Genomic DNA, 20151 nt, shown 5'->3' on the forward strand with positions numbered 1-20151 from the left:
CTTTACTGGCGACCCGTGGGCAGAACGTAATGGCTGTCGAGAGAGACAGGTCGGATTGGTGGCGCTTTGAAGTGCACACCCGTCTCTTTAGCTTCGGGCGGCCACCGACGTGAGAATCGGTGGCGCCGCTCTTTCCGGACTTTGCGGTTCTACAACGGGGACTCGACATCCGCCAGTTGCGGAGAGATTCTAAACATAGGGGCAGAGCAATGCGGCTTTACTCCAGGCGCGCGCATGATGCGTTACTGATGAAGTTCAAACGAGCCGGATGTGCGCACCGAGACTGGTACCGGACAAGGGCCTCCGGTTGATTGTGGCGTTGACCTGCCCCACTCGGGTTCAGAGAGGAATCCATCAATGCCGGCAGACTATACAGAACGGAAATCCGGGTCGGTCCGTGATCGGGGCATTACCTCCAGAGAGTGGGAGGTACTTCAGGCCGTTCTCGACCATCTGACGAACGGCGAGATCGCTGCGGCCTTAAGTATCAGCGTGCGCACGGTCGAGAGTCATGTCTCGAATCTCCTGACGAAGTTCGAAGTCCCTGACCGCTCGGGTTTGGTGGCTGCTGTGCGCGCTCACCAATCCGCTGATCCAGTGCGTATTGAGGCTCCCCCGTCACTGCTTCGCATGGCCAACGCAGACGAGTTCGTGGGCCGTGGTCCGGAGCTTCAAAAACTGCACAACGAGTGGAGGTCGGTACAGGGAGGCGCCCAGCGTCTTGTGCTGGTCTCGGGCGACGCAGGTATTGGAAAAAGCAGGTTGGTTGCAGAGTTCGCGCGGCAACTATTAGTCGATAACCAGGTACTGGTGCTGCATGGACGCTGCGATGAAGACGTGGCAGGCCCATTTGAGGCTGTCGGACAGGCCCTCGCACCCTATCTCCGTGCCTGTGATCCGGATCGCCTTGCGGCGGAACTCGGTGAGCTGGCTGAAGACTTAAGCAGAATCGTCCCAAATTCCGGCCTTCGTTTACCAAGGGTCCCTGTTGACGCATTGCGGGCAGATCCGCACTTTATCCGTTCGCGGTTGTTCGAGGCCGTCACCCGGGTTTTCCGTCAGGCCTCGATGTCTTCTCCGTTGCTGTTCGTAGTTGATGATTTGCACTGGGCCCCAGAGCCGACCCTCCTTTTGCTCAGGCACCTGATGCAGGAGGAGTCGCTAAAGCGCACCATGATTATCTGCACTCTTCGCCCGAAATATTCTTCAGACGCCTTAGTCGATTTCCTGGGGGAGGTGCGCCGGGAGGCAACGCCGGTTCAAATTGAGTTGAGTGGATTGCATCGGCTCGAGGTTGCTCAACTCTTTGGAAGAGACGATGGGTCGCCCCTGTCACCGGTCGACGTCTTCGCCGAACGCCTGGCCTATGACATTTACTCGGAAACCCGGGGAAACCCATTGTATGCCCGAGAGCTGATCCGAAGCCTCGGGGAAGATAGCGGACTGAGATCGGCGGGTACAGCAGATGTACCTCATGGAGTGAAGGACATCGTTGCGGCGCGCGTTCGGCGGCTTAGCCAAGAGACGCAGACGTTGTTAGGGATGGCTGCTGTCTTAGGTCAGACATTCGAACTTGGCGTGTTGCAACGACTCGCTGAAGCAGACGATCAGTCTCTCCTGGAGGGAGTGGAGGAAGCAATGCAGGCACAGCTTTTGTACGACGTCACAGCCGCTTCTCCCGACGCTGTGGAACGTTATGAGTTTGTGCATGCCATTGTGCGTAAGGCAATCATTGAGAGCGTATCGCCGGCCCGGGTGCGTCGAATACATGCCGCAGCTGCCGCAGCTTTGGAGCAGTTGTATTCTCACAACTTGGAGGAGCGGGCAGATGAGATCGCACGGCACCTTGTTCAAGCGGGTCCGATTTCAGATAGGCAGAATATTCTGCGGTATCTCACCATGGCTGGCCGGGCCGCCCTGAGCAGTTCCGCGGCGGAAGAGGGGCTGCGCTATCTGAATCAGGCCATGGTGATCGTGGATACTGCCGACGCTTCTGACCGGGCGGAATTGTGGTTCCAGCGCGGTTTGGCGTTGAGGATGATAGGGCGTTGGCCGGAGTCGGTGGCCTCGTTGCGTAAAGCCCTGAACATCTATGCGGAAGTGGGTGATCTTAGAGCCATTTCCCGCACGAGCTGCGAGGCAACGTACACCATGTTTTGGTTTTTCCGGATGCCCGAAGCCCTCGAGTTGGCTGCTTACGGACTGAAGATGCTTGACGGTCACGAAAGCGCAGAACGGGGAAGGCTGCTGGGCGCGTTGTCTTTCGCCCAGGCCTGGAGTGGTGAGTACGACGCAAGCATGAACACTCTCGACGAAGAGTTCGGCATTGCCTCCCGGCTCGAAGATACGGAGCTCCGCGGACATGCCCTGGCCATGCGCGCGATGCAGCTTCCCGCGTTCCTTGAGCACAAGGAAGCAGTCTCGGCAGGATATGAGGCGCTGGAGATACTCCGCGGCTCCGACGATGTCTGGACCTTGACGAGCATGCTCGGCTTCTTGAACTACACACTCGTTGGCTTGGGTCGCCTGGAGGAGGCCCGCGCGGTAGGCGCTGAACTTGCCCCGCTCGCGGTCCGGGTAGGGAACTACGCCGCCCAGCAGCAGCACACCCGCATGAACGCCATGGTCGAATTCTTCCAGCAGGGAAGCCCCGTCGCCCTGGAGAAATTCGCCCGGAAGGACCTCGCATTCTGCAAGGCCGTCGGACTCGCAACACCTGAGCATTCCCTGGCGTGGCTCGGGTTGGCCAAATTCCTCGCCGGGGAATGGGACGAAGCAAAGGAAGCTTACTCAGCCGCGCTGGAAACAGAAGCGGACACAGGAATGGTCGGCTGGGGATGGTMGTCCCTGTTTGAATTGCTCGCCTACATGGGCGATTCCCAAGCTGCCATGGAGTTGCTTGAAAAGCACCGCAACACTTTGCCACACCTGGACCAGGCCAACACCTGCGGCTCCTGGGTCGCTGCCCTTACGGCCGTGGAAGGTTTAGTCGTTCTGGGCGAGCTGGATCAGGCCGCCGCATTACTCCCCGCCATCGAACAATGCATCCAGCGGACGGGCGTCGTCTGCATCGAATTCCGCGGTGGCCGCCTGGTCAAACGGGCCGCAGCCATCGCCGCTGCAGCGGCCGGTGACTGGGCCCGCGCGGAAAAGTACTTCCGGGAGGCCCTCCGTGATGCCGAAACCATGCCCCACGTCGTGGAGCGTGCCCACACCCTGAGATTCCACGGGAAGATGTTCCTGCAGACAGGCGAAACAGCATCCACTGCCCGGGCAACGGCGTATCTGCAGGAGGCGCGCGCTGTCTACGCGAAACTCGGCATGCCCCGCCACGTGGAACTCTGTGACTTGGACATGGCGGATTTACCACCATTCCCCTAACCAGGGAGGCTTTCGCAGCTCAAGGATCGTAGTAGAGGGGACGGCTTTATCTTGTTAACGCAAATAGCCAACATTAGATCGCTCGAACCTGCCTGGTACGTAGGCAGAGCCAGCTGCTCCGCTTCCGGCACACCTGGCGGCATTACATCCTCCGCCAGGCGCAGAAGCCTTAGCACGTAGGTCCGCTCCTGGTTCTCTGGGTGCCCCACGCGGCGCCCATGCTCGTCTGCCGCGCCTTGGGAGGCGCGCTCCGCCCGAGCCAAGGAACCAGCCCCAGCTCACACCTTGAAGTACTTCGCCTCCGGGTGGTGGAACACAAACGCGTCGGTGGACTGTTCGGGGTGCAGCATCAGCTCGTCGCTCAGGACCACACCCATCCGCTCGGGTTTCAGCAGTTCGGTGACCTTGCGGCGGTCCTCCATGTCCGGGCATGCGGGGTAGCCCAGCGAGAACCGTGCACCGCGGTAGTCGAGCTTGAACAGGCCGGCCTTGTCCTTGGGCTCCTCGGCCGCGAAGCCCAGCTCGGAACGGATGCGGGCGTGCCAGAACTCTGCAAGCGCCTCGGTGAGCTGCATGACCAGGCCGTTGAGTTCGTAGTAGTCGCGGTACTGGTTGGCGGCGAAAAGCTTGGACGTCACTTCCTCGATCTTCGAGCCGGCGGTGACCAGCTGCACCGGCAGCACGTCGATCTGTCCCGATTCGCGCGAGCGGACGAAGTCCGCGAGGCACAGGTGCCGGTCCCGGCGCTGGCGCGGGAAGTCGAAGCGCAGCCGGTCGGTGCCGATCGGGCCGCCTGAACCGCCGTCGGGGGCGAGCAGTCCCGCGGTGCCGAGGACGCCGTCGCGGTCTTCCCCGTGGTGCAGCACCACCACCTGCTCCCCCTCGGCGGCCACCGGGAAGTAGCCGTAGGCGACGGACGCGTCGAGCATTCCCTCGCCGAGGATGCGGTCCAGCCAGTACCGCAGGCGCGGCCGGCCCTCGCGTTCCACCAGCTCCTCGTAGGAGGCGCCGTCCTCGCCGCGGCCGGGCTTGAGGCCCCATTGCCCCATGAAGGTGGCGCGTTCGTCGAGGAAATGAGCGTAGTCGTGTAGCGAGACGCCGCGAACGATGCGCGTGCCCCAGAACGGCGGCGAAGGCACCTGGTTGTCGGCGGCGACGTCGGACCGGCCGGGCATTGCCTCCGGCTCGGTCACCATGAACTTTGGGCCCCCTTTGTGGATCCGCTTCTTAAGCGGCGGAAGGCCGACGGCGGCGGGGTCGGCGCCGCGGGCAACCTGCACCAGCGGTTCCATGAGGGCGAGGCCCTCGAAGGCGTCCTTGGCGTACCGGACGGTGCCTTCAAACTGCTCGGCCAGGTCCTGCTCCACGTAGGCTCGGGTGAGGGCTGCGCCGCCCAGGATGATGGGCCACTTCTTCGCGAGGCCGCGGGACTGGAGTTCGGCGAGGTTTTCCTTCATCACCACGGTGGATTTCACCAGCAGGCCGGACATGCCGATCACGTCGGCGTTGTGTTCCTCGGCGGCGGCCATGATCTCGGCGATGCCCTGCTTGATGCCGATGTTGAACACTTTGTAGCCGTTGTTGGTGAGGATGATGTCCACCAGGTTCTTGCCGATGTCGTGCACGTCGCCGCGGACGGTGGCGATCACCATGGTGCCCTTGCCCGAGGAGTCCGATTTCTCCATGTGCGGCTCGAGCAAGGCGACTGCGTTCTTCATCACCTCGGCGGACTGCAGCACGAACGGCAGCTGCATCTCGCCGGCGCCGAAGCGCTCACCGACCACTTTCATGCCTTCGAGGAGCTGGTCGTTAATGATGCCGAGCGGGGACATGCCTTCACTGCGGGCCAGGTCCAAGTCAGCTTCCAGGCCCTTGCCTTCGCCGTCGATGATGCGGCGCTGCAGGCGTTCGCCGGTGGGCAGGGCCGCGAGTTCCGCGGCGCGCTGATCCTTGAGCGCTGCGGTGTCGACGCCGGCGAACAGGTCCAGCATGATGGCCAGGGGGTCGTAGGTGACGTTGCCGTCGGCGTCGTATTCGCGGCGGTCATAGACGAGGTCCAGGGCCACCTTGCGCTGTTCCTCCGGCAAGGAGGCGAGAGGGACGATCTTGGCGGCGTCGATGATGCCGCTGGTCAGGCCCGCCTGGACGGCCTCGTGCAGGAACACCGAGTTCAGGGCCATGCGCGCCGCCGGGTTGAGGCCGAAGGACACGTTGGAGACGCCGAGCGTGGTGTTGATGCCGGGGTACTTGGCGGTGATTTGGCGGATGGCCTCGATGGTTTCGATGCCGTCCCGGCGGGTTTCCTCCTGGCCCGTGGCAATGGGGAAGGTCAGGGCGTCAACGATGATGTCCTCGACGCGCATCCCCCATTCGCCCACCAAGGCGTCGACGAGGCGCGAGGCGATGGCCACTTTGCCCTCGGTAGTGCGGGCCTGGCCCTGTTCGTCGATGGTCAGGGCAATCACGGCGGTGCCGTGTTCCTTCACGAGCGGCATGATGCGGGCGAAGCGGCTGTTCGGGCCGTCGCCGTCCTCGTAGTTGACGGAGTTGACCACCGGTCGGCCGCCGATGAGTTCGAGCCCGGCCCGCAGCACGGGCGGTTCTGTGGAGTCAATGACGAGCGGGAGGGTGGAGGCCGATGCGAAACGTGAGACGACCTCCTTGATGTCGGCCACGCCGTCGCGCCCCACATAGTCGATGCAGACGTCCAGCAGGTGCGCGCCGACTCGGACCTGCTCGCGGGCAATGTCGACGCAGTCGTCCCAGCGCTCCTCCAGCATCGCCTGGCGGAACGCCTTCGAACCGTTCGCGTTGGTGCGCTCGCCGATGGCGAGGTACGCGGATTCCTGGTCGAAATTCACGTGGTGGTAGAGGGACGCGATGCCGGCTTCACGCTCGGTGGGGAGGCGGCTGCCGTCGGCGCCCCTCCCGCCGCTGGTGACCGCGGCGACGGTGCGCAGAGGCGCAAGGCGCTCGACGACGGCGGCCATGTGCTCCGGCGTCGTACCGCAACAGCCGCCCACCAGGCCGAGGCCGAATTCGCGCACGAACTGCTCGTGCGCGGTGGCGAGTTCGGTGGGTGAAAGCGGGTAGTGCGCGCCGTTGGGGCCCAGGACGGGCAGGCCGGCGTTGGGCATGCAGGCGATGGCCACGGAGGACTGCTTGGAGAGGTGGCGGAGGTGCTCGCTCATCTCGTCCGGGCCGGTGGCGCAGTTCAGGCCGATGGCGTCGACGCCGAGCGGCTCGAGGGCGGTGAGTGCGGCGCCGATCTCGGAGCCCATGAGCATGGTTCCGGTGGTCTCGACGGTCACCTCGACGAAGATGGGGAGCCGGATGCCGCGGGTGACGATGGCCTGCTTGCAGCCGTTGACCGCGGCCTTGGTCTGCAGGAGGTCCTGGCTGGTTTCGATGAGGAAGGCGTCCGCTCCGCCGTCGATGAGGCCCTCGGCCTGCAGGGCGAAGGTCTGCTTGAGGTAGTCGTAGGTGGTGTGGCCGAGGCTGGGGAGCTTGGTGCCCGGGCCCATGGAGCCGAGGACCCAGCGCATCCGGCCGTCGGTTTTTTCTGCCGCTTCGGCACGCTCGCGGGCGATTTCCGCACCCTTCCGGGCGAGCTCTTCGATCCGGTCGTCGATGCCGTAGTCGGAGAGGTTGGACCAGTTGGCGCCGAAGGTGTTGGTTTCGACGGCGTCGATTCCGGTCGCGAAGTACGCGTCGTGGATGTCCGCGAGGACGTCCGGCCGCGTGGCGTTGAGGATCTCGTTGCAGCCCTCCAGCCCCAGGAAGTCGTCCTCGAGCGAGAGCTCCCGGCCCTGCAGCATGGTGCCCATGGCCCCGTCGGCAATGACGACCCGGTGGTTCACCGCGTCCAGCAGCTCCTGAGCGCGGACGGGACGGGGAACGGACTCAATATCTAGCGCGAAACGAGGCATTCAAACAGACTACGGCGGGGGGCTGGATCGTTGCGCTGTGTGTCCGTGTACTACGGCGGGGGGGGGTAGTGGGCTTCCCAGGACATTGGTCGACTGGCCACGGACAACCGCTCGGAGTAGTGGGTGGTTAGACGAAGCGCAGTTGGGCGCTCCTTCTTCGGAGTAGGGGGCCGCGCCTCTGAGTTTCCTGCATGCACTCGCGCGTATTGGTTATCCCTTCGAACCAATTTGACTAGCATGTCCCCGCCTGCCGGATCGGAGGTCGCATACGTTGCAATCGTCCATTAGATTTGTCAGGCCGAGCGCCGCCTGGAACGGAAGGACATCTTTCCAGACGGCAAAGCTGCCGATTGCGGCTGCTTCCGAGAAGTCATTGGGAAAGGCACTATCGGAGCTTCGTTTGCCTAACAAATGATACTGCGTCCGTCTGCTAGCCTCCGTAGCGCCCTTTCGTAAAGCTCCAAGAGTGACAAACGCGTTTCGCATAATATGAGTTGGGCGCCAGTTCCACGAACCCCTAGTTTGGGAGAGTGCAGAAAGCCTGGGCCCTTTCGCATGTCAACAAATGGGGGACTTCTTGACCAATCAACCTACCGTCGCACCTACCGTCGAGGATAGGCTACGAGACTTAGAGGCAATGACCGTTCTACCTGGGCACCCTGTTGCTCAGACCCCCCCAAAGGACGTTGCGACGATTGTCCTGTCGTTGATCGCAATCGTGATATCACTCCTTGCACTAGGCGTTCCGTTTTGGATCCAAAGCATGGATGCGAAAAAAGAATTAAATGCTGAGCAGCGGGCGGCAATTGGGCCGGTCTTGGGCGATGTTTCTCTCGCAGAGAATAAACTCTGGAATGCAAAGATGGAGTTAAGTTCCAGTACAGATGCAGCGGACGACGCCTTGAAGGCCAAGGTTGCGGAGCTGCAAGGCGCCTATTTGGAGGCTACCTACCAGGTACTCCCTCACGGGGGTCTAGCCGAACTCAGCGCAATGAATCGGCTCACTCAGGTTGTACTGGGGAGTGGCTACAGTCCCGAAGAGGAACAATTCGAGATCAAAATAAGCCAAGCTGAAGTAGATGCTCACAAAAGTCGCGTAAGTGATTTTCATCGAACTTTTAGATGTGCAGTCAATGTACAAGACCGAAGCCAGTGCAACGATTAGCTGTCGGCCTCCAATCCAGCCATTAGCCTTTAGCTGCTCCACGCAGCGACAGTGAGCGGGTGACTGCGGGACGTCCCGCAGTCACTCGGTTCCGTTTTGATCAGGCACTTATAGCGGGGACCAGCCACCGCGGAGGCGAGGATTGCGCCGTTGAGGTTGGTGCCGCGACCTCAGCAAGGGCGCACCAATCGCCGGCCCGAATGGAGAATGAAGCACCTCAGGCGACGAGCCACTAAACGGGAGCGTCGACCGCCAGGCTGAGCCGGTCCACCCCGTGCATGGCGTCCGCAGCCCTGACCAGGGTCAGGTGCGAGAAGGCCTGCGGAAAGTTTCCCGCCATCCGGGCCTCGTCGGTTGCGTACTCCTCGCTCAACAGACCCAGCTCGTTGGCAAACCCCACAAGCCTATCCATCAAGACCTTTGCGTCGTCCTGCCGACCTGTACGCGCATATTGCTCCACCAGCCAGAAAGAACATGCGAGGAACGGATGTTCACCCGGCTCCAGTCCGTCAACGCCAGTTTCAGTCCGGTAGCGCAGCAACAGGCCGTCGTCAGTCAGGAGTTCCTGTTCCAGCCGTGCGACGGTGCCGAGCATGTGTTTGTCGTTGTAGGGCAGAAATCCGACCTGGGGCATCACGAGCAGGGCCGCATCTGTCTGCGTTGCGCCATAGGTCTGCGTAAAGGAATTGATGCTCCGGTTGAAGCCTTCACGCATGATCTCTTCCCGTAACCGGTCCCGGAGTTTCTCCCACTTGGTCGCATCGCCGGGCAGTCCGTGGATCTGGATGGCCCGGATCCCGCAGTTGAAGGCGGCCCACATCATCACGCGGGAATGGGTGAAGTACTGCGCGGTCCCGCGCATCTCCCACAGGCCGAAGTCCTTGTCATCGATGTGTTTCTCGACAAATCCCAGGAGTGCCTTCTGCAGGGCCCAGGAGAAGTGGTCTTCCTTGCCGCCGGCCATACGAAGCCGTTCCAGTGCCACCATCACTTCGCCCACGACATCGGCCTGGAACTGCGATACGGCGGCATTTCCGATCCGCACAGGCCTGGAGTCTTCATAGCCGGGAAGGTGCGCCAGTTCGCGTTCGGGGAGTTCCCGTTCTCCCCCCACGCCGTACATGATCTGCATCTGCTCGGGATCGCCGGCGAGGGCACGGAGCAGCCAGTTCCGCCACTGCAGCGCCTCCGTTTCGTAGCCGTGGGTCAGCATCGATTCCAGCGTCAGGGCCGCATCGCGAAGCCAGCAGTACCGGTAGTCCCAGTTCCGCGGCCCGCCGAAATCCTCGGGGAGGGACGTGGTGGGCGCCGCCACGATGCCGCCGGTTTCAAAATGCGTCAGCGCCCGCAGCACCAGCAACGAGCGCTTTACCGCACCGCCGTAGACGCCGTCCTGCCTGCAGTGGCTTCCCCAGCGGCTCCAATAGTCAGTGGCTTCTTCGAGGGCCGCATCAACGTCAGTGGCTGCGGGCAAGGGGCGGTGCGAGGGGAACCACGTCAGTTCGAAATCCAGCTGCTCACCCTTCGACACGTGAAATTCGCCTTCGTGCGCGTGCGCGTGGGCGTGGGGAAGATGAGGTCCCCTCAGGGCGACGGCATCCGGACCGGCCATGGCCAGCAGGACCGGCGCCGCCGTCGGCTCCTGGTCGCGTACCCGGCTCATCCAGGGCAGGACCGTTGAATATCCCGGCCGGATCCGAAGTTCCTGGCGCATTTCCACGCTGCCTTCCACACCGGTGACACGGCGGACAAGGGATGACCCGCTGTCCCCCAGCGGCATGAAATCGGTGACCAGGACGGATCCGCTGCCGGTCTTCCAGACGGTTTGAAGCACAAAGGTGGAGTCGATGTAGCGGCGGTCGACGACGACGGCGTCGGCTTCGCTGGGCGCCAACAGCCAGCGGCCGTGCTCCTCGGTGCCCAGGATCCGGCTAAACACGGACGGCGAGTCGAAGCGCGGGAAACACAGCCAGTCCACGCTGCCGTCCCGGGCTATAAGAGGCCCGGTTTGAAGGTCCGACAGCAACGCATAGTCCTCGATGGGGGAAGCCATGCTCCCCACTCAACCACAATTTTTTCGCCCCGGTTAGGCCCGTTTTCTGTCCAGCCTGACCGGCCCGGAACCGGCAATCCGGCAACTGCGAAATGCGGGATGGTCGAGCCCAATCGGACCACCTACCAAAAGGGGTGGTTCGAACCATCCAGAAATAGCGTTTCGCCTACCTGCCGATGACGGGACGATTGATGACAAGCCCACCTCCGGCGAAAGAAGAAAAAGCAGTTCCCATCCCAGCGACGCATGACCCAGCGAGAAAGTCTGATCAACATGACACGAGAAGAAGCCTACGCACGGTGCCCCTCGGATTCGTATGTGGAATTTTATGGCGGCCAATGGCTCGTCGTCCCGCTCGCACCCGTCCAGCAGCCCGCCTTCTTCACGTGTCTGCCGGGCGAACGCCGCAGCACCCGCCGCTGATCGGCAGCGCAGGCAACTAAACCTCCGCCACGGGAGCCGCGAACTGCGCCTCGTACAGCCGCGCGTAAGCCCCGCCCGCGGCCAGCAACGAAGCGTGCGTGCCCTGCTCCACGATCTGGCCGGCCTCCATCACCAGGATGAGGTCGGCGTCGCGAATTGTGGACAGGCGGTGCGCAATCACAAACGAAGTCCGGTCAGACCGCAAAGCCCGCATCGCCTTCTGCACCAACACCTCGGTCCGGGTGTCCACCGAAGACGTCGCCTCGTCCAGGATCAGCACCGAAGGCCGGGCCAGGAACGCCCGCGCGATCGTCAGCAACTGCTTCTCGCCTGCGGACACGTTGGAACCCTCGTCCTCAAGAACGGTGTCGTACCCCTCCGGCAAGGACCGCACGAACCGGTCCACGTACGTCGCCCGCGCCGCCTCCAAGATCTCGTCCTCGGTAGCCGAAGGCCGCCCGTAGGCGATGTTGTCCCGGATGGTCCCGCCGAACAGCCACGTATCCTGCAGGACCATACCCAGCCGCGAGCGCAGCTCGCGCCGCGGCACCGAGGTGACGTCCACGCCGTCGAGCGTTATCCGCCCGGCATCCAGCTCGTAGAACCGCATCATCAGGTTCACCAGCGTGGTCTTCCCCGCACCGGTCGGCCCCACAATGGCCACCGTCTGCCCCGGCTCCGCCACCAAAGACAACGAAGAGATCAGCGGCTTGTCCGGCGAATACGAGAACGAAACATCCTCAAACACCAGCCGCCCCCGCCCAAACACCGGCCCGGACGAACCAGCAGGCTCCACTGACTCCTCGTCCTCATCCAGCAACGAGAACACCCGCTCGGCGGACGCCACCCCGGACTGCAGCAGGTTGGCCATGGACCCCAGCTGCGCCAGCGGCATGGTGAACTGCCGCGAGTACTGGATGAACGCCTGCACGTCGCCCAGCTGCATGGCCCCGGACGCCACCTGCAAGCCGCCCACCACCGCGATCCCCACGTACACCAGGTTCCCGATGAACGTCATGGCCGGCATGATCAGCCCGGAAATGAACTGCGCGCCGAAGCTCGCGTCGTACAGCTCCACATTCTTCTGCCGGAACCGCTCCTCCACCTCGCGCTGCCGGCCGAACACCTTCACCAGCGCATGCCCGGTGTACGTCTCCTCGATCTGCCCGTTCAGCTCCCCCGTGTGCTTCCACTGCGCCACAAACAGCTTCTGCGAGCGCTTGGCGATCAGTGCCGTGATCCCCAGCGTCAGCGGAATGGTCACCAGCGCGATCAGCGCCAGCGTGGGCGAGAGGACCACCATCATCACCAGCACACCCACCACCGTCAGCACCGACGTGACCGCCTGGCTGATGGACTGCTGCAGGCTCTGGGACACGTTGTCCACATCGTTCGTTACCCGGCTGAGCAGCTCGCCGCGCTGGATCGAATCGAAGTACCGCAGCGGCAGCCGGTTGATCTTCGCCTCGATCCTCTCCCGCAGCCCGAACACCGTCCGCTGCACCACCCCGTTCAGCACATACGCCTGCACCCACATCAGCGCCGACGCCAGCACATATAGCACCAGCGCCCACGTCAGCACGTTGCCCAGCGCCGCGAAGTCGATCCCCTGCCCCGGCGTCAGCGCCATCGGCGTGAGCATGTCTGCCTTCTGGTTCTCCCCCGCGGCCCGCAGCTGCGCGATCAGCTGCTCCTTGCTCATCCCGGCAGGCAGCTGCTTGGACACCACCCCGGCGAAAATCAGGTTGGTGCCCTCCCCCAGCAGCCGCGGCCCGATCACCGAGAGCGTCACGCTGACCGCCGCCGCCGCCAGCACCAGCAGCAGCCACAGCCGTTCGGGCCGCAGCGTGCCGGCCAGCCGCCTGGCCGACGGCCAGAAGTTCATCGCTTTCTCCGCAGGGATGTTCATCCCGCCGAAAGGTCCGCCGCGTCCCGGTCCGCCTGCCGGACGCGGAATGCGTACGACGGCGGCAGTCCCGGGTTTCGAGGCAGGCGCGTCTTTGGTGCCGGATGCGGGAGTGGGTTCCGGGCTCATACCGTTTCCTCTGCTGCGAGCTGGGAGGAGACGATCTCACGGTACGTCTCGGAGGTTTCCAGCAGCCTGCGGTGCGTGCCGTGCGCGACGATCCTGCCGCCGTCGAGCACTAGGATCTGGTCCGCCTCCACGATGCTGGACACCCGCTGGGCGATGATCACCAAAGTGGCGCCTGCGGTGTTGCGCTTGAGGGCCTGGCGCAGCCGGGCGTCGGTGCCGGTGTCCAGGGAGGAGAACGAGTCGTCGAAGATGTACAGCTCGGGCCGTTTGACCAGCGCCCGGGCGATGGCCAGCCGTTGCCGCTGCCCGCCGGAGACGTTGGTGCCGCCTTGGCTGATGGTTGCGTCCAGCCCGCCCTCCATCTCCTCCACAAAATCCCGCGCCTGCGCGGTGGTGAGGGCGGCCCAGAGCTCGTCCTCCGTGGCGTCGGGTTTGCCGTACTGCAGGTTGCTGCGCACGGTCCCGCTGAACAGGTACGGCTTCTGCGGCACCAGGCCGATGTGCCCCCAGAGCAGGTCCGGGTGCAGCTCGCGCACGTCCACGCCGTCGATCATCACCGAGCCGGTGGTGGCATCGAACAGCCGGGGCATGAGGTTCACCAGAGTGGTCTTGCCGGCGCCGGTGCTGCCGATGATCGCCGTGGTCTGCCCCGCCTTGGCGGTGAAGCTGATGCCGGACAGGACCGGCTGCTCGGCACCCGGGTAGGCGAATCCGACGTCGCGCATTTCCAGCTGCCCGCGCCGGTGCCCGTCTTTGGAGACTGCGGAGGTGACGGGCTTCAGCGGCGGCCGGACGCTCGACTCCGTCCCCAGCACCTCACCGATGCGGTCAGCGGAAACCGACGCACGCGGGATCATCACGGCCATAAACGTGGCCATCATGACGGACATCAGGATCTGCATCAGGTAGCTCAGGAAGGCGATGAGGGTGCCCACCTGCATGGAGCCGTCCTCGATCCGGAACGAGCCGAACCAGATCACCGCCACGCTGGAGACGTTCAGCACCAGCATCACGGTGGGGAACGCCAGCGCCATCAGCCGGCCGGCACGCAGCGCGGTGTCCGTGACGTCCGCGTTGGCCTGGGCGAACCTGGCGGTCTCGATGTCCTCCCGGACGAACGCCCGCACCACCCGGATACCGGTGAGCTGCTCGCGGAGGACGCGGTTCACGGTGTCGATCCGCTTCTGCATCTTCCGGAACAGCGGCACCATCCGGGTGATGATGAGGCCGACGGCGATCAGCAGCACCGGGACGGAGACGGCGATCAGCCAGGACAGCTGCACGTCCTGCCGGACGGCCATGATCACGCCGCCGATGCTCAGCATGGGCGCGGTGACCAGCATGGTGGCGGACATCAGCACCAACTGCTGGACCTGCTGGACGTCGTTGGTGGAGCGAGTAATCAGGCTGGGCGCGCCGAACTTGGTGACCTCCTGCTCGGAGAACTCCCCCACCCTCTGGAAGATCGCGCCGCGGAGGTCCCGGCCCACGCCCATCGCGGCTTTCGCCCCGAAATACACGGCAATGATGGAGCACACGATCTGCAGCAGCGTGATGCCCAGCATCAGGGTGCCCAGGTTGAGGATGACGCCGGTATCCCCCTTGGCCACGCCCTCGTCGATGATGTCCGCGTTCAACGTGGGCAGGTACAGGGACGCGATGGACTGCGCCAGCTGGAAAACCACGACGGCGATCAGCAGCTGCCGGTGCGGCCGCAGGTATTCAACAAGCAGTTTCCAGAGCATCAGACCTCAAACGTTTTGTCCCGCATTTTATGGTGCGGAGGTCAGTTTACGTCCGGAGGCTGGGAAGTGGGCTGGTTCCCCCTGGAGAAAACCTGCCGGTTCTCTGACGGCGTAGGGGGCCTCCCCTGCGCTGCCCGTACGTGGTCAAATAGAAAGGTTGAACCGGCCGCCCGAGTCCGCTCCACGGCCTCGGCCACATGGAAGGAAGCTCATGACCGATCTCCCGGAACACCCCCCGGTCCCCACCCCCGGAAGTGCCCAAGGCCCGGACAGCAAGGGTGAGGGCGGCTGCCCGGTGGCCCCTGGCAGCGCCACGGCTCAGGGCAGCGAAAGTGAAAACCCCGCGATTGATACGCCAACCCCCAAAGGGCACCGGCCGCGGACCAACCAGGACTGGTGGCCCAACCAGCTGGACCTTTCCGTGCTTCACGCCCACAGCCGGGAGAGCAACCCGCTGGACCCTTCGTTCAGCTACCGCGAGGAATTCCAGAAGCTCGACGTTGAAGGCCTCAAGCGGGACATCACCGATGCCCTGACCACCTCGCAGGACTGGTGGCCGGCGGACTTCGGCCACTACGGCGGACTCATGATCCGCCTGAGCTGGCATGCGGCCGGCACCTACCGTGTCCACGACGGCCGCGGCGGCGCGGGCGACGGCAGCCAGCGCTTCGCACCGCTCAACAGCTGGCCGGACAACGCCAACCTGGACAAGGCCCGGCGGCTGCTGTGGCCGGTCAAGCAGAAGTACGGCCAAAAGCTTTCCTGGGCCGACCTGATTGTGCTGGCGGGCAACGTGGCCCTCGAGTCGATGGGTTTTAAGACTTTCGGGTTCGCCTTCGGCCGCGAGGACGTGTGGGAGCCCGAGCAAATTTTCTGGGGTCCCGAGGACGCCTGGCTCGGCGACGAACGCTATGTCAGCGAAGGCCAGATGTCCGAGGACGTCGGTTCCACCGAGATGGGCCTGATCTACGTCAACCCCGAGGGGCCCAAGGGCAACCCGGACCCGGCCGCCGCTGCCGCGTTCATCCGTGAGACGTTCAAGCGAATGGCAATGAACGACGAAGAGACCTTCGCACTGATCGCCGGCGGCCACACCTTCGGCAAGACCCACGGCGCAGGCCCCGCAGATGCGCATGTGGGCCCCGAGCCGGAGGCCGCGAATCTCGAAGCGCAGGGCCTTGGCTGGCTCAGCACCTATGGCAGCGGCAAGGGTGGCGACACCATCACTTCGGGCCTTGAGGTCACTTGGACGGACAAGCCAACGCAGTGGAGCAACCGCTTCCTGGAGATCCTGTTCGAGTACGAGTGGGAACTGGTCAAGAGCCCCGGGGGCGCCCACCAGTGGGTGGCCAAGGACGCTCCCGAGATCATCCCGGACGCCCACGATCCCGGCAAGAAGCACCGCCCCACGATGCTGACGACGGACCTGTCGCTGCGCGTCGACCCCGTCTATGAGGAAATCGGGCGGCGCTTCCTTCAGAACCCGGACGACTTCGCGCTCGCGTTCGCCAAGGCCTGGTACAAGCTGCTGCACCGCGACATGGGCCCAGTCGGCCCGCACATGCTGGGGCCTTGGGTCCCGGAGGCCCAGCTGTGGCAAGACCCGATCCCGGCAGTGGACGATGAACTGATCGACGAGCAGGACATCGCCTCGCTCAAGGCAAAACTGCTGGACTCGGGCCTGTCCGTTTCGCAGCTGGCAGGCACGGCATGGGCCGCCGCGTCCACCTACCGCAAGACCGACAGGCGCGGCGGCGCCAACGGTGCGCGCATCCGGCTGGAGCCCCAGCGCAGCTGGGAGATCAACGAAACCGAACAGCTTTCGACGGCGGTGCACGCCCTGGAAGCGGTGCAGCAGCAGTTCAACTCCGCCCAGACCGGGGGCAAGAAGGTCTCGCTGGCAGACCTGATTGTCCTCGGCGGCTGCGCGGCAGTGGAAAAGGCCGCGAGCGATGCCGGCTTCCCCGTCACTGTGCCGTTCCGTCCGGGCCGTACCGACGCCGCGCAGGACCAGACCGACGTCGAGTCCTTCCAGTACCTGAAGCCGCGGGCGGACGGGTTCCGCAACTATGTACGCGCCGGCGAGAAACTCCAGCCGGAGACCCTCCTGCTGGACAAGGCGTACATGCTGGATCTCTCCGCGCCGGAGATGACAGCGCTGGTCGGCGGCATGCGTGCCCTCGGCACCAACGTCGGCGGCTCCACCCACGGTGTCCTCACCGACAGGCCCCAGGTCCTGACGAACGACTTCTTCGTCAACCTGCTCTCGCCAGGTACCAAGTGGAAGGCATCGGAGTCGGAGGAGAACGCCTATGAGATCACTGATGTCACCACCGGCGAACTGAAGTGGACCGCCACGCCCGTGGACCTGGTCTTTGGTTCCAACTCCCAGCTCCGGGCGCTGGCCGAGGTCTACGCAAGCGAAGACGGCAGGGAGAAGTTCGTCAGCGACTTCGTGACCGCCTGGGTGAAGGTGATGGAGCTGGACCGCTTCGACCTGCACTAACGCGGGTCCGGGCCGGGCGGGGAACCCGCTGTGCGGGCCGAGTAGCAGTCGTGCGGTTCCGGCGGCTACTCGGCACGCACCGGGCTGGCCCAGACGATGATGTTCCTGCCCCACAGGTCCTCGGTAAAGCACCTAATGAGGATGAGCCGGCCCGGCACCTTGTCCCAGATCGCGCTGTCCTTCAGGCTGTCCTTGTACTCCGTGGTGATCCGGTCAACGGTGTAGTCGAGCGGCCCCTTCGGCCGTGGTGACGGTCAGCCGGTCCCCAGGTTTTGCCAGAGAACTGATGTTGGTGAAAGGCGTAGCGCGGCCTTCCCAGCTGTGCCCGACGATGTAGGTGGTGTTCGTGGACCCCTGCGCCCGGACGCCGTAGGGGCTGAGCCAAAACGCATCCGCCGTGGGCGGCGGGACGGTGGCCGCGAGGCTCCTCTCCTCCTCTGTTGGCGTCAGCGGCAGGACGGCGTGGTCCATCGCCACGGCCGGGTAAGCTATGCGTTGGCCGGAATTAGCAGGCCTGCGAAGCAGGCTATTGCTCGTTGCCGCCTGAATTCCTATCTTGGCAGGTCAGGGTCGATTCAAGCGGTTCTCGCCGTTTACCAGAGCCACTTCTCCACCCAAATAATTAATCAACTTTTCGTATCTATTTCTGGGGATCAGCACCAGGAGACGTCGTCAGGACCGTCTTGGAACCTTTGGCGCAGCCCAGCCTCCGCCGCGCCACCTGCTTCTTCAGCAACTGGCTTAGTAAGCCTTGACGCGCTGTTCCACGATGAGATGGATGAGGGCGAAGACGCCGTCCTCGTCGATGGCCGCCAGGGCGGCGTCCAGGGCGGCCGGAACGTCACAGTCCTCGGTGACAGTGATCCCGAATCCGCCGAAGGCGCGGGCCATCAGACCGAAGTCCGGGTTCTTCAGCTGGGTTCCGGAGACGCGCGACGGATAGTGCCGCTCCTGGTGGGTGCGGATGGTGCCGTATTCCTGGTTGTCCATGACGATCACCAGCGGCGTGGCCCCGTAATGGGCCGCGGTGGCCAGCTCCTGGCCGTTCATGAGGAACTCCCCGTCCCCGGCGATGGTGACCACGCGGCGCCGGGGTTCGGCCAGCGATGCCGCGATGGCCGAGGGGACGGAGTAACCCATGGACCCGTTGCGGGCACTGATCATGGAGGCGTAGCGGCGGGTGGGGAAGTAGCGGTGGGCCCAGTTGGTGTGCTCGCCCGCGCCGAACGTCACCAGTGAGTCCTCAGGCAGCCGTGGCACCAGGTTCGCCATCAACGTGTCCATCTTCGCCTGCCCCGCTGCCGGCGCCGCCGGGGGCAGCGCGCCGAACCGCTCCTGCTCGCCCCGCATCCGGCCGGTCCATGCTTTCCAGTCGTCCTTCGCCGGCAGGTCGATACCCGCAAGGTCGCGGACAAAGGCCTCAGGCTTGGCCAGGATCTGCCGTGAAACGGGTCCCGACCGGCCCCGGAGCGAGGGGTCGGCTGTGACCAGGAAGTTCTTTTTGTTCCAGTCCTGCCGGCAGACGAATCCGTCCGTAATCACGTCCCCCGGCACTGTCCCCACAAACACCAGCAGGTCGGTTTCCTCCAGCAGGTCGTAGGTGGGGCGGGGGCGTCCGTAGCCAATAGGGCCCACGTAGGACGGGGAATCGAAGGAGACCGTTCCCTGCGTCCGCCATTCAGCGGCAGCCGGGATATGGTGCCGTTCCAGCCATTCGGTCAGCTGGTCAGCTGCTTCCTGCGTCCAGTCGTTTCCGCCGGTGACAAAGAGCGGCTTGGTGGATTCTGCCAGCGCTGCCTCCAGGGCGGCGGCGTCGGACGCGCTCATGCCGCCTGCCGCCACCGGAATGGCGGGGTGCAGCGCCGGTTCAATCTGCTGCCGGATAATGTCCTCCGGGAGGCCCACCACCACCGGGCCCGGCCTCCCGCTCATGGCCGCAAACATCGCCTCGGCCACGATCTCGGACGCCCGCTCCGCGTGGTCAAGGACCATCACGCGCTTCGCCCCCGTACCGAACCAGGCCTTGATGTCGAACTCCTGGAACGCCTCGCGGTCCCGGTGCGCAAAGGGGATCAGGCCGACGAAAAGCAGCATGGGGGTGGAGTCCTGCCACGCGGTGTGCAGCCCCACGTGCGCGTTGGCCGCACCGGGTCCCCGGGTCACCATCGCTATGCCCGGACGCTGGTGCATCTTGCCGTCGGCCTCGGCCATGTAGGCGGCGCCACCCTCGTGCCGGCAGACGATCGTTTCAATGTCCGAGTTGTGCAGGCCGTCCAGCACATCGAGGAAACTCTCGCCGGGAACCACGTACGTGCGCTCCACACCATGGGCCACCAGTGAATCAACAATCACGTGCCCGGCTGATTTCAGTGCCGGGTGGGTATCGGCATTCGGCACCTCCGAATGACTTGCCTGCCGGGAGTCTTGATCGGAGTTTCCGACGGCGGCGGTCAGGGTGTGGGATGCGGTCAGTTTTGCTTGGGTTTCCGTTGTCATGGGCTTTCTTTGGCTGTTTGGACTGGTTTGGCGTTCGTAGCGGATGGTGCGGGTCTTATCTGAAGGATTCCGCCGGCGGGTTGGCGACCACGGGCGCCGTGCCGGTGAAGCCTTCGCGGGTTTGGGCGATTTCGCGGATGCGGTGACGGCAGGCGAACCAGCCGACCACCATCAGTGCGGAGGCGATGGCGGTGACGAGCATGGTGAGGGGTGAGTCGATGAAGACCATGATGAGGACGCCCACCAGGAACAGCAGCGAAAGGTAGCCCGTGTAGGGGGCTCCGAACATTCGGAAGGACGGGCGATTGAGCCAGCCCTTGTCCGCCCATCGCTTGAGCTGGATCTGGCAGAGCACGATGGTTGCCCAGGTCATGACGATGCCCACGGAGGCGATGTTCAGCACGATCTCGAAGGCCTG

At 64.2% G+C, this 20151-nt stretch carries 10 protein-coding genes and 1 pseudogene; 4 read left to right on the plus strand and 7 right to left on the minus strand.

The features are described from left to right. Window positions 1-357: 357 nt before the first annotated feature. Complete coding sequence (locus AC1DIM_RS16510; RefSeq protein WP_477711580.1) at window positions 358-3381, plus strand: ATP-binding protein; 3024 nt, start codon at window positions 358-360, stop codon at window positions 3379-3381. A 278-nt stretch (window positions 3382-3659) separates the two neighbouring features. Here AC1DIM_RS16510 and metH read toward each other — a convergent pair whose 3' ends face one another. After that, window positions 3660-7310, minus strand: coding sequence for a methionine synthase (gene metH / locus AC1DIM_RS16515; RefSeq protein WP_477711581.1), 3651 nt, complete (start codon window positions 7308-7310; stop codon window positions 3660-3662). A gap of 763 nt (window positions 7311-8073) precedes the next feature. Here metH and AC1DIM_RS16520 point away from each other — a divergent pair. Next, window positions 8074-8475, plus strand: coding sequence for a hypothetical protein (locus tag AC1DIM_RS16520; protein ID WP_477711582.1), 402 nt, complete (start codon window positions 8074-8076; stop codon window positions 8473-8475). Between the two features lie 232 nt (window positions 8476-8707). Here AC1DIM_RS16520 and AC1DIM_RS16525 read toward each other — a convergent pair whose 3' ends face one another. Beyond that, window positions 8708-10528 carry a glycoside hydrolase family 15 protein gene (locus AC1DIM_RS16525; RefSeq protein WP_477711583.1) on the minus strand — a complete coding sequence of 607 codons (1821 nt, stop codon included), beginning with the start codon at window positions 10526-10528 and terminating at the stop codon, window positions 8708-8710. A 273-nt stretch (window positions 10529-10801) separates the two neighbouring features. Between AC1DIM_RS16525 and AC1DIM_RS16530 the strand changes: the two genes are divergently transcribed. Continuing rightward, window positions 10802-10951, plus strand: coding sequence for a hypothetical protein (locus AC1DIM_RS16530; RefSeq protein WP_441873070.1), 150 nt, complete (start codon window positions 10802-10804; stop codon window positions 10949-10951). Window positions 10952-10967: 16 nt separating this feature from the next. Here AC1DIM_RS16530 and AC1DIM_RS16535 read toward each other — a convergent pair whose 3' ends face one another. Then, the gene (locus tag AC1DIM_RS16535) at window positions 10968-12986 is read right to left on the minus strand and encodes an ABC transporter ATP-binding protein (RefSeq protein ID WP_477711584.1); all 2019 of its coding nucleotides are present in this window, start codon (window positions 12984-12986) and stop codon (window positions 10968-10970) included. Then, on the minus strand, window positions 12983-14731 hold the full coding sequence (locus AC1DIM_RS16540) for an ABC transporter ATP-binding protein (RefSeq protein ID WP_477711585.1): 1749 nt from the start codon (window positions 14729-14731) through the stop codon (window positions 12983-12985). The genes AC1DIM_RS16535 and AC1DIM_RS16540 overlap by 4 nt, the downstream gene beginning before the upstream one ends. Window positions 14732-14942: 211 nt before the next feature. Here AC1DIM_RS16540 and katG point away from each other — a divergent pair, with 211 nt between their 5' ends. After that, window positions 14943-17237 carry a catalase/peroxidase HPI gene (gene katG / locus AC1DIM_RS16545; protein ID WP_477711586.1) on the plus strand — a complete coding sequence of 765 codons (2295 nt, stop codon included), beginning with the start codon at window positions 14943-14945 and terminating at the stop codon, window positions 17235-17237. Window positions 17238-17450: 213 nt separating this feature from the next. Here the strand turns inward: katG and AC1DIM_RS16550 are convergent, their stop codons facing one another. The 3 genes and pseudogenes from AC1DIM_RS16550 to AC1DIM_RS16560 all read right to left on the minus strand — a co-directional run. Next, window positions 17451-17714, minus strand: coding sequence for a sortase family protein (locus AC1DIM_RS16550; protein WP_477711587.1), 264 nt, complete (start codon window positions 17712-17714; stop codon window positions 17451-17453). 264 nt (window positions 17715-17978) lie between these two features. Beyond that, window positions 17979-19733 carry a thiamine pyrophosphate-dependent enzyme gene (locus AC1DIM_RS16555; protein ID WP_477711588.1) on the minus strand — a complete coding sequence of 585 codons (1755 nt, stop codon included), beginning with the start codon at window positions 19731-19733 and terminating at the stop codon, window positions 17979-17981. A 55-nt stretch (window positions 19734-19788) separates the two neighbouring features. Next, window positions 19789-20151: pseudogene (locus AC1DIM_RS16560) on the minus strand (amino acid permease); the annotation flags it as partial.

The organism is Pseudarthrobacter sp. 01T43 (genome assembly GCF_056398665.1).

Excerpts from the sequence above, each read along its gene's own strand:
- metH (WP_477711581.1), bottom strand. The coding sequence starts at position 7,310 with ATGCCTCGTTTCGCGCTAGATATTGAGTCCGTTCCCCGTCCCGTCCGC.
- AC1DIM_RS16520 (WP_477711582.1), top strand. The coding sequence starts at position 8,074 with ATGGATGCGAAAAAAGAATTAAATGCTGAGCAGCGGGCGGCAATTGGG.
- AC1DIM_RS16525 (WP_477711583.1), bottom strand. The coding sequence starts at position 10,528 with ATGGCTTCCCCCATCGAGGACTATGCGTTGCTGTCGGACCTTCAAACC.
- AC1DIM_RS16530 (WP_441873070.1), top strand. The coding sequence starts at position 10,802 with ATGACACGAGAAGAAGCCTACGCACGGTGCCCCTCGGATTCGTATGTG.
- AC1DIM_RS16535 (WP_477711584.1), bottom strand. The coding sequence starts at position 12,986 with ATGAGCCCGGAACCCACTCCCGCATCCGGCACCAAAGACGCGCCTGCC.
- AC1DIM_RS16540 (WP_477711585.1), bottom strand. The coding sequence starts at position 14,731 with ATGCTCTGGAAACTGCTTGTTGAATACCTGCGGCCGCACCGGCAGCTG.
- katG (WP_477711586.1), top strand. The coding sequence starts at position 14,943 with ATGACCGATCTCCCGGAACACCCCCCGGTCCCCACCCCCGGAAGTGCC.
- AC1DIM_RS16555 (WP_477711588.1), bottom strand. The coding sequence starts at position 19,733 with ATGACAACGGAAACCCAAGCAAAACTGACCGCATCCCACACCCTGACC.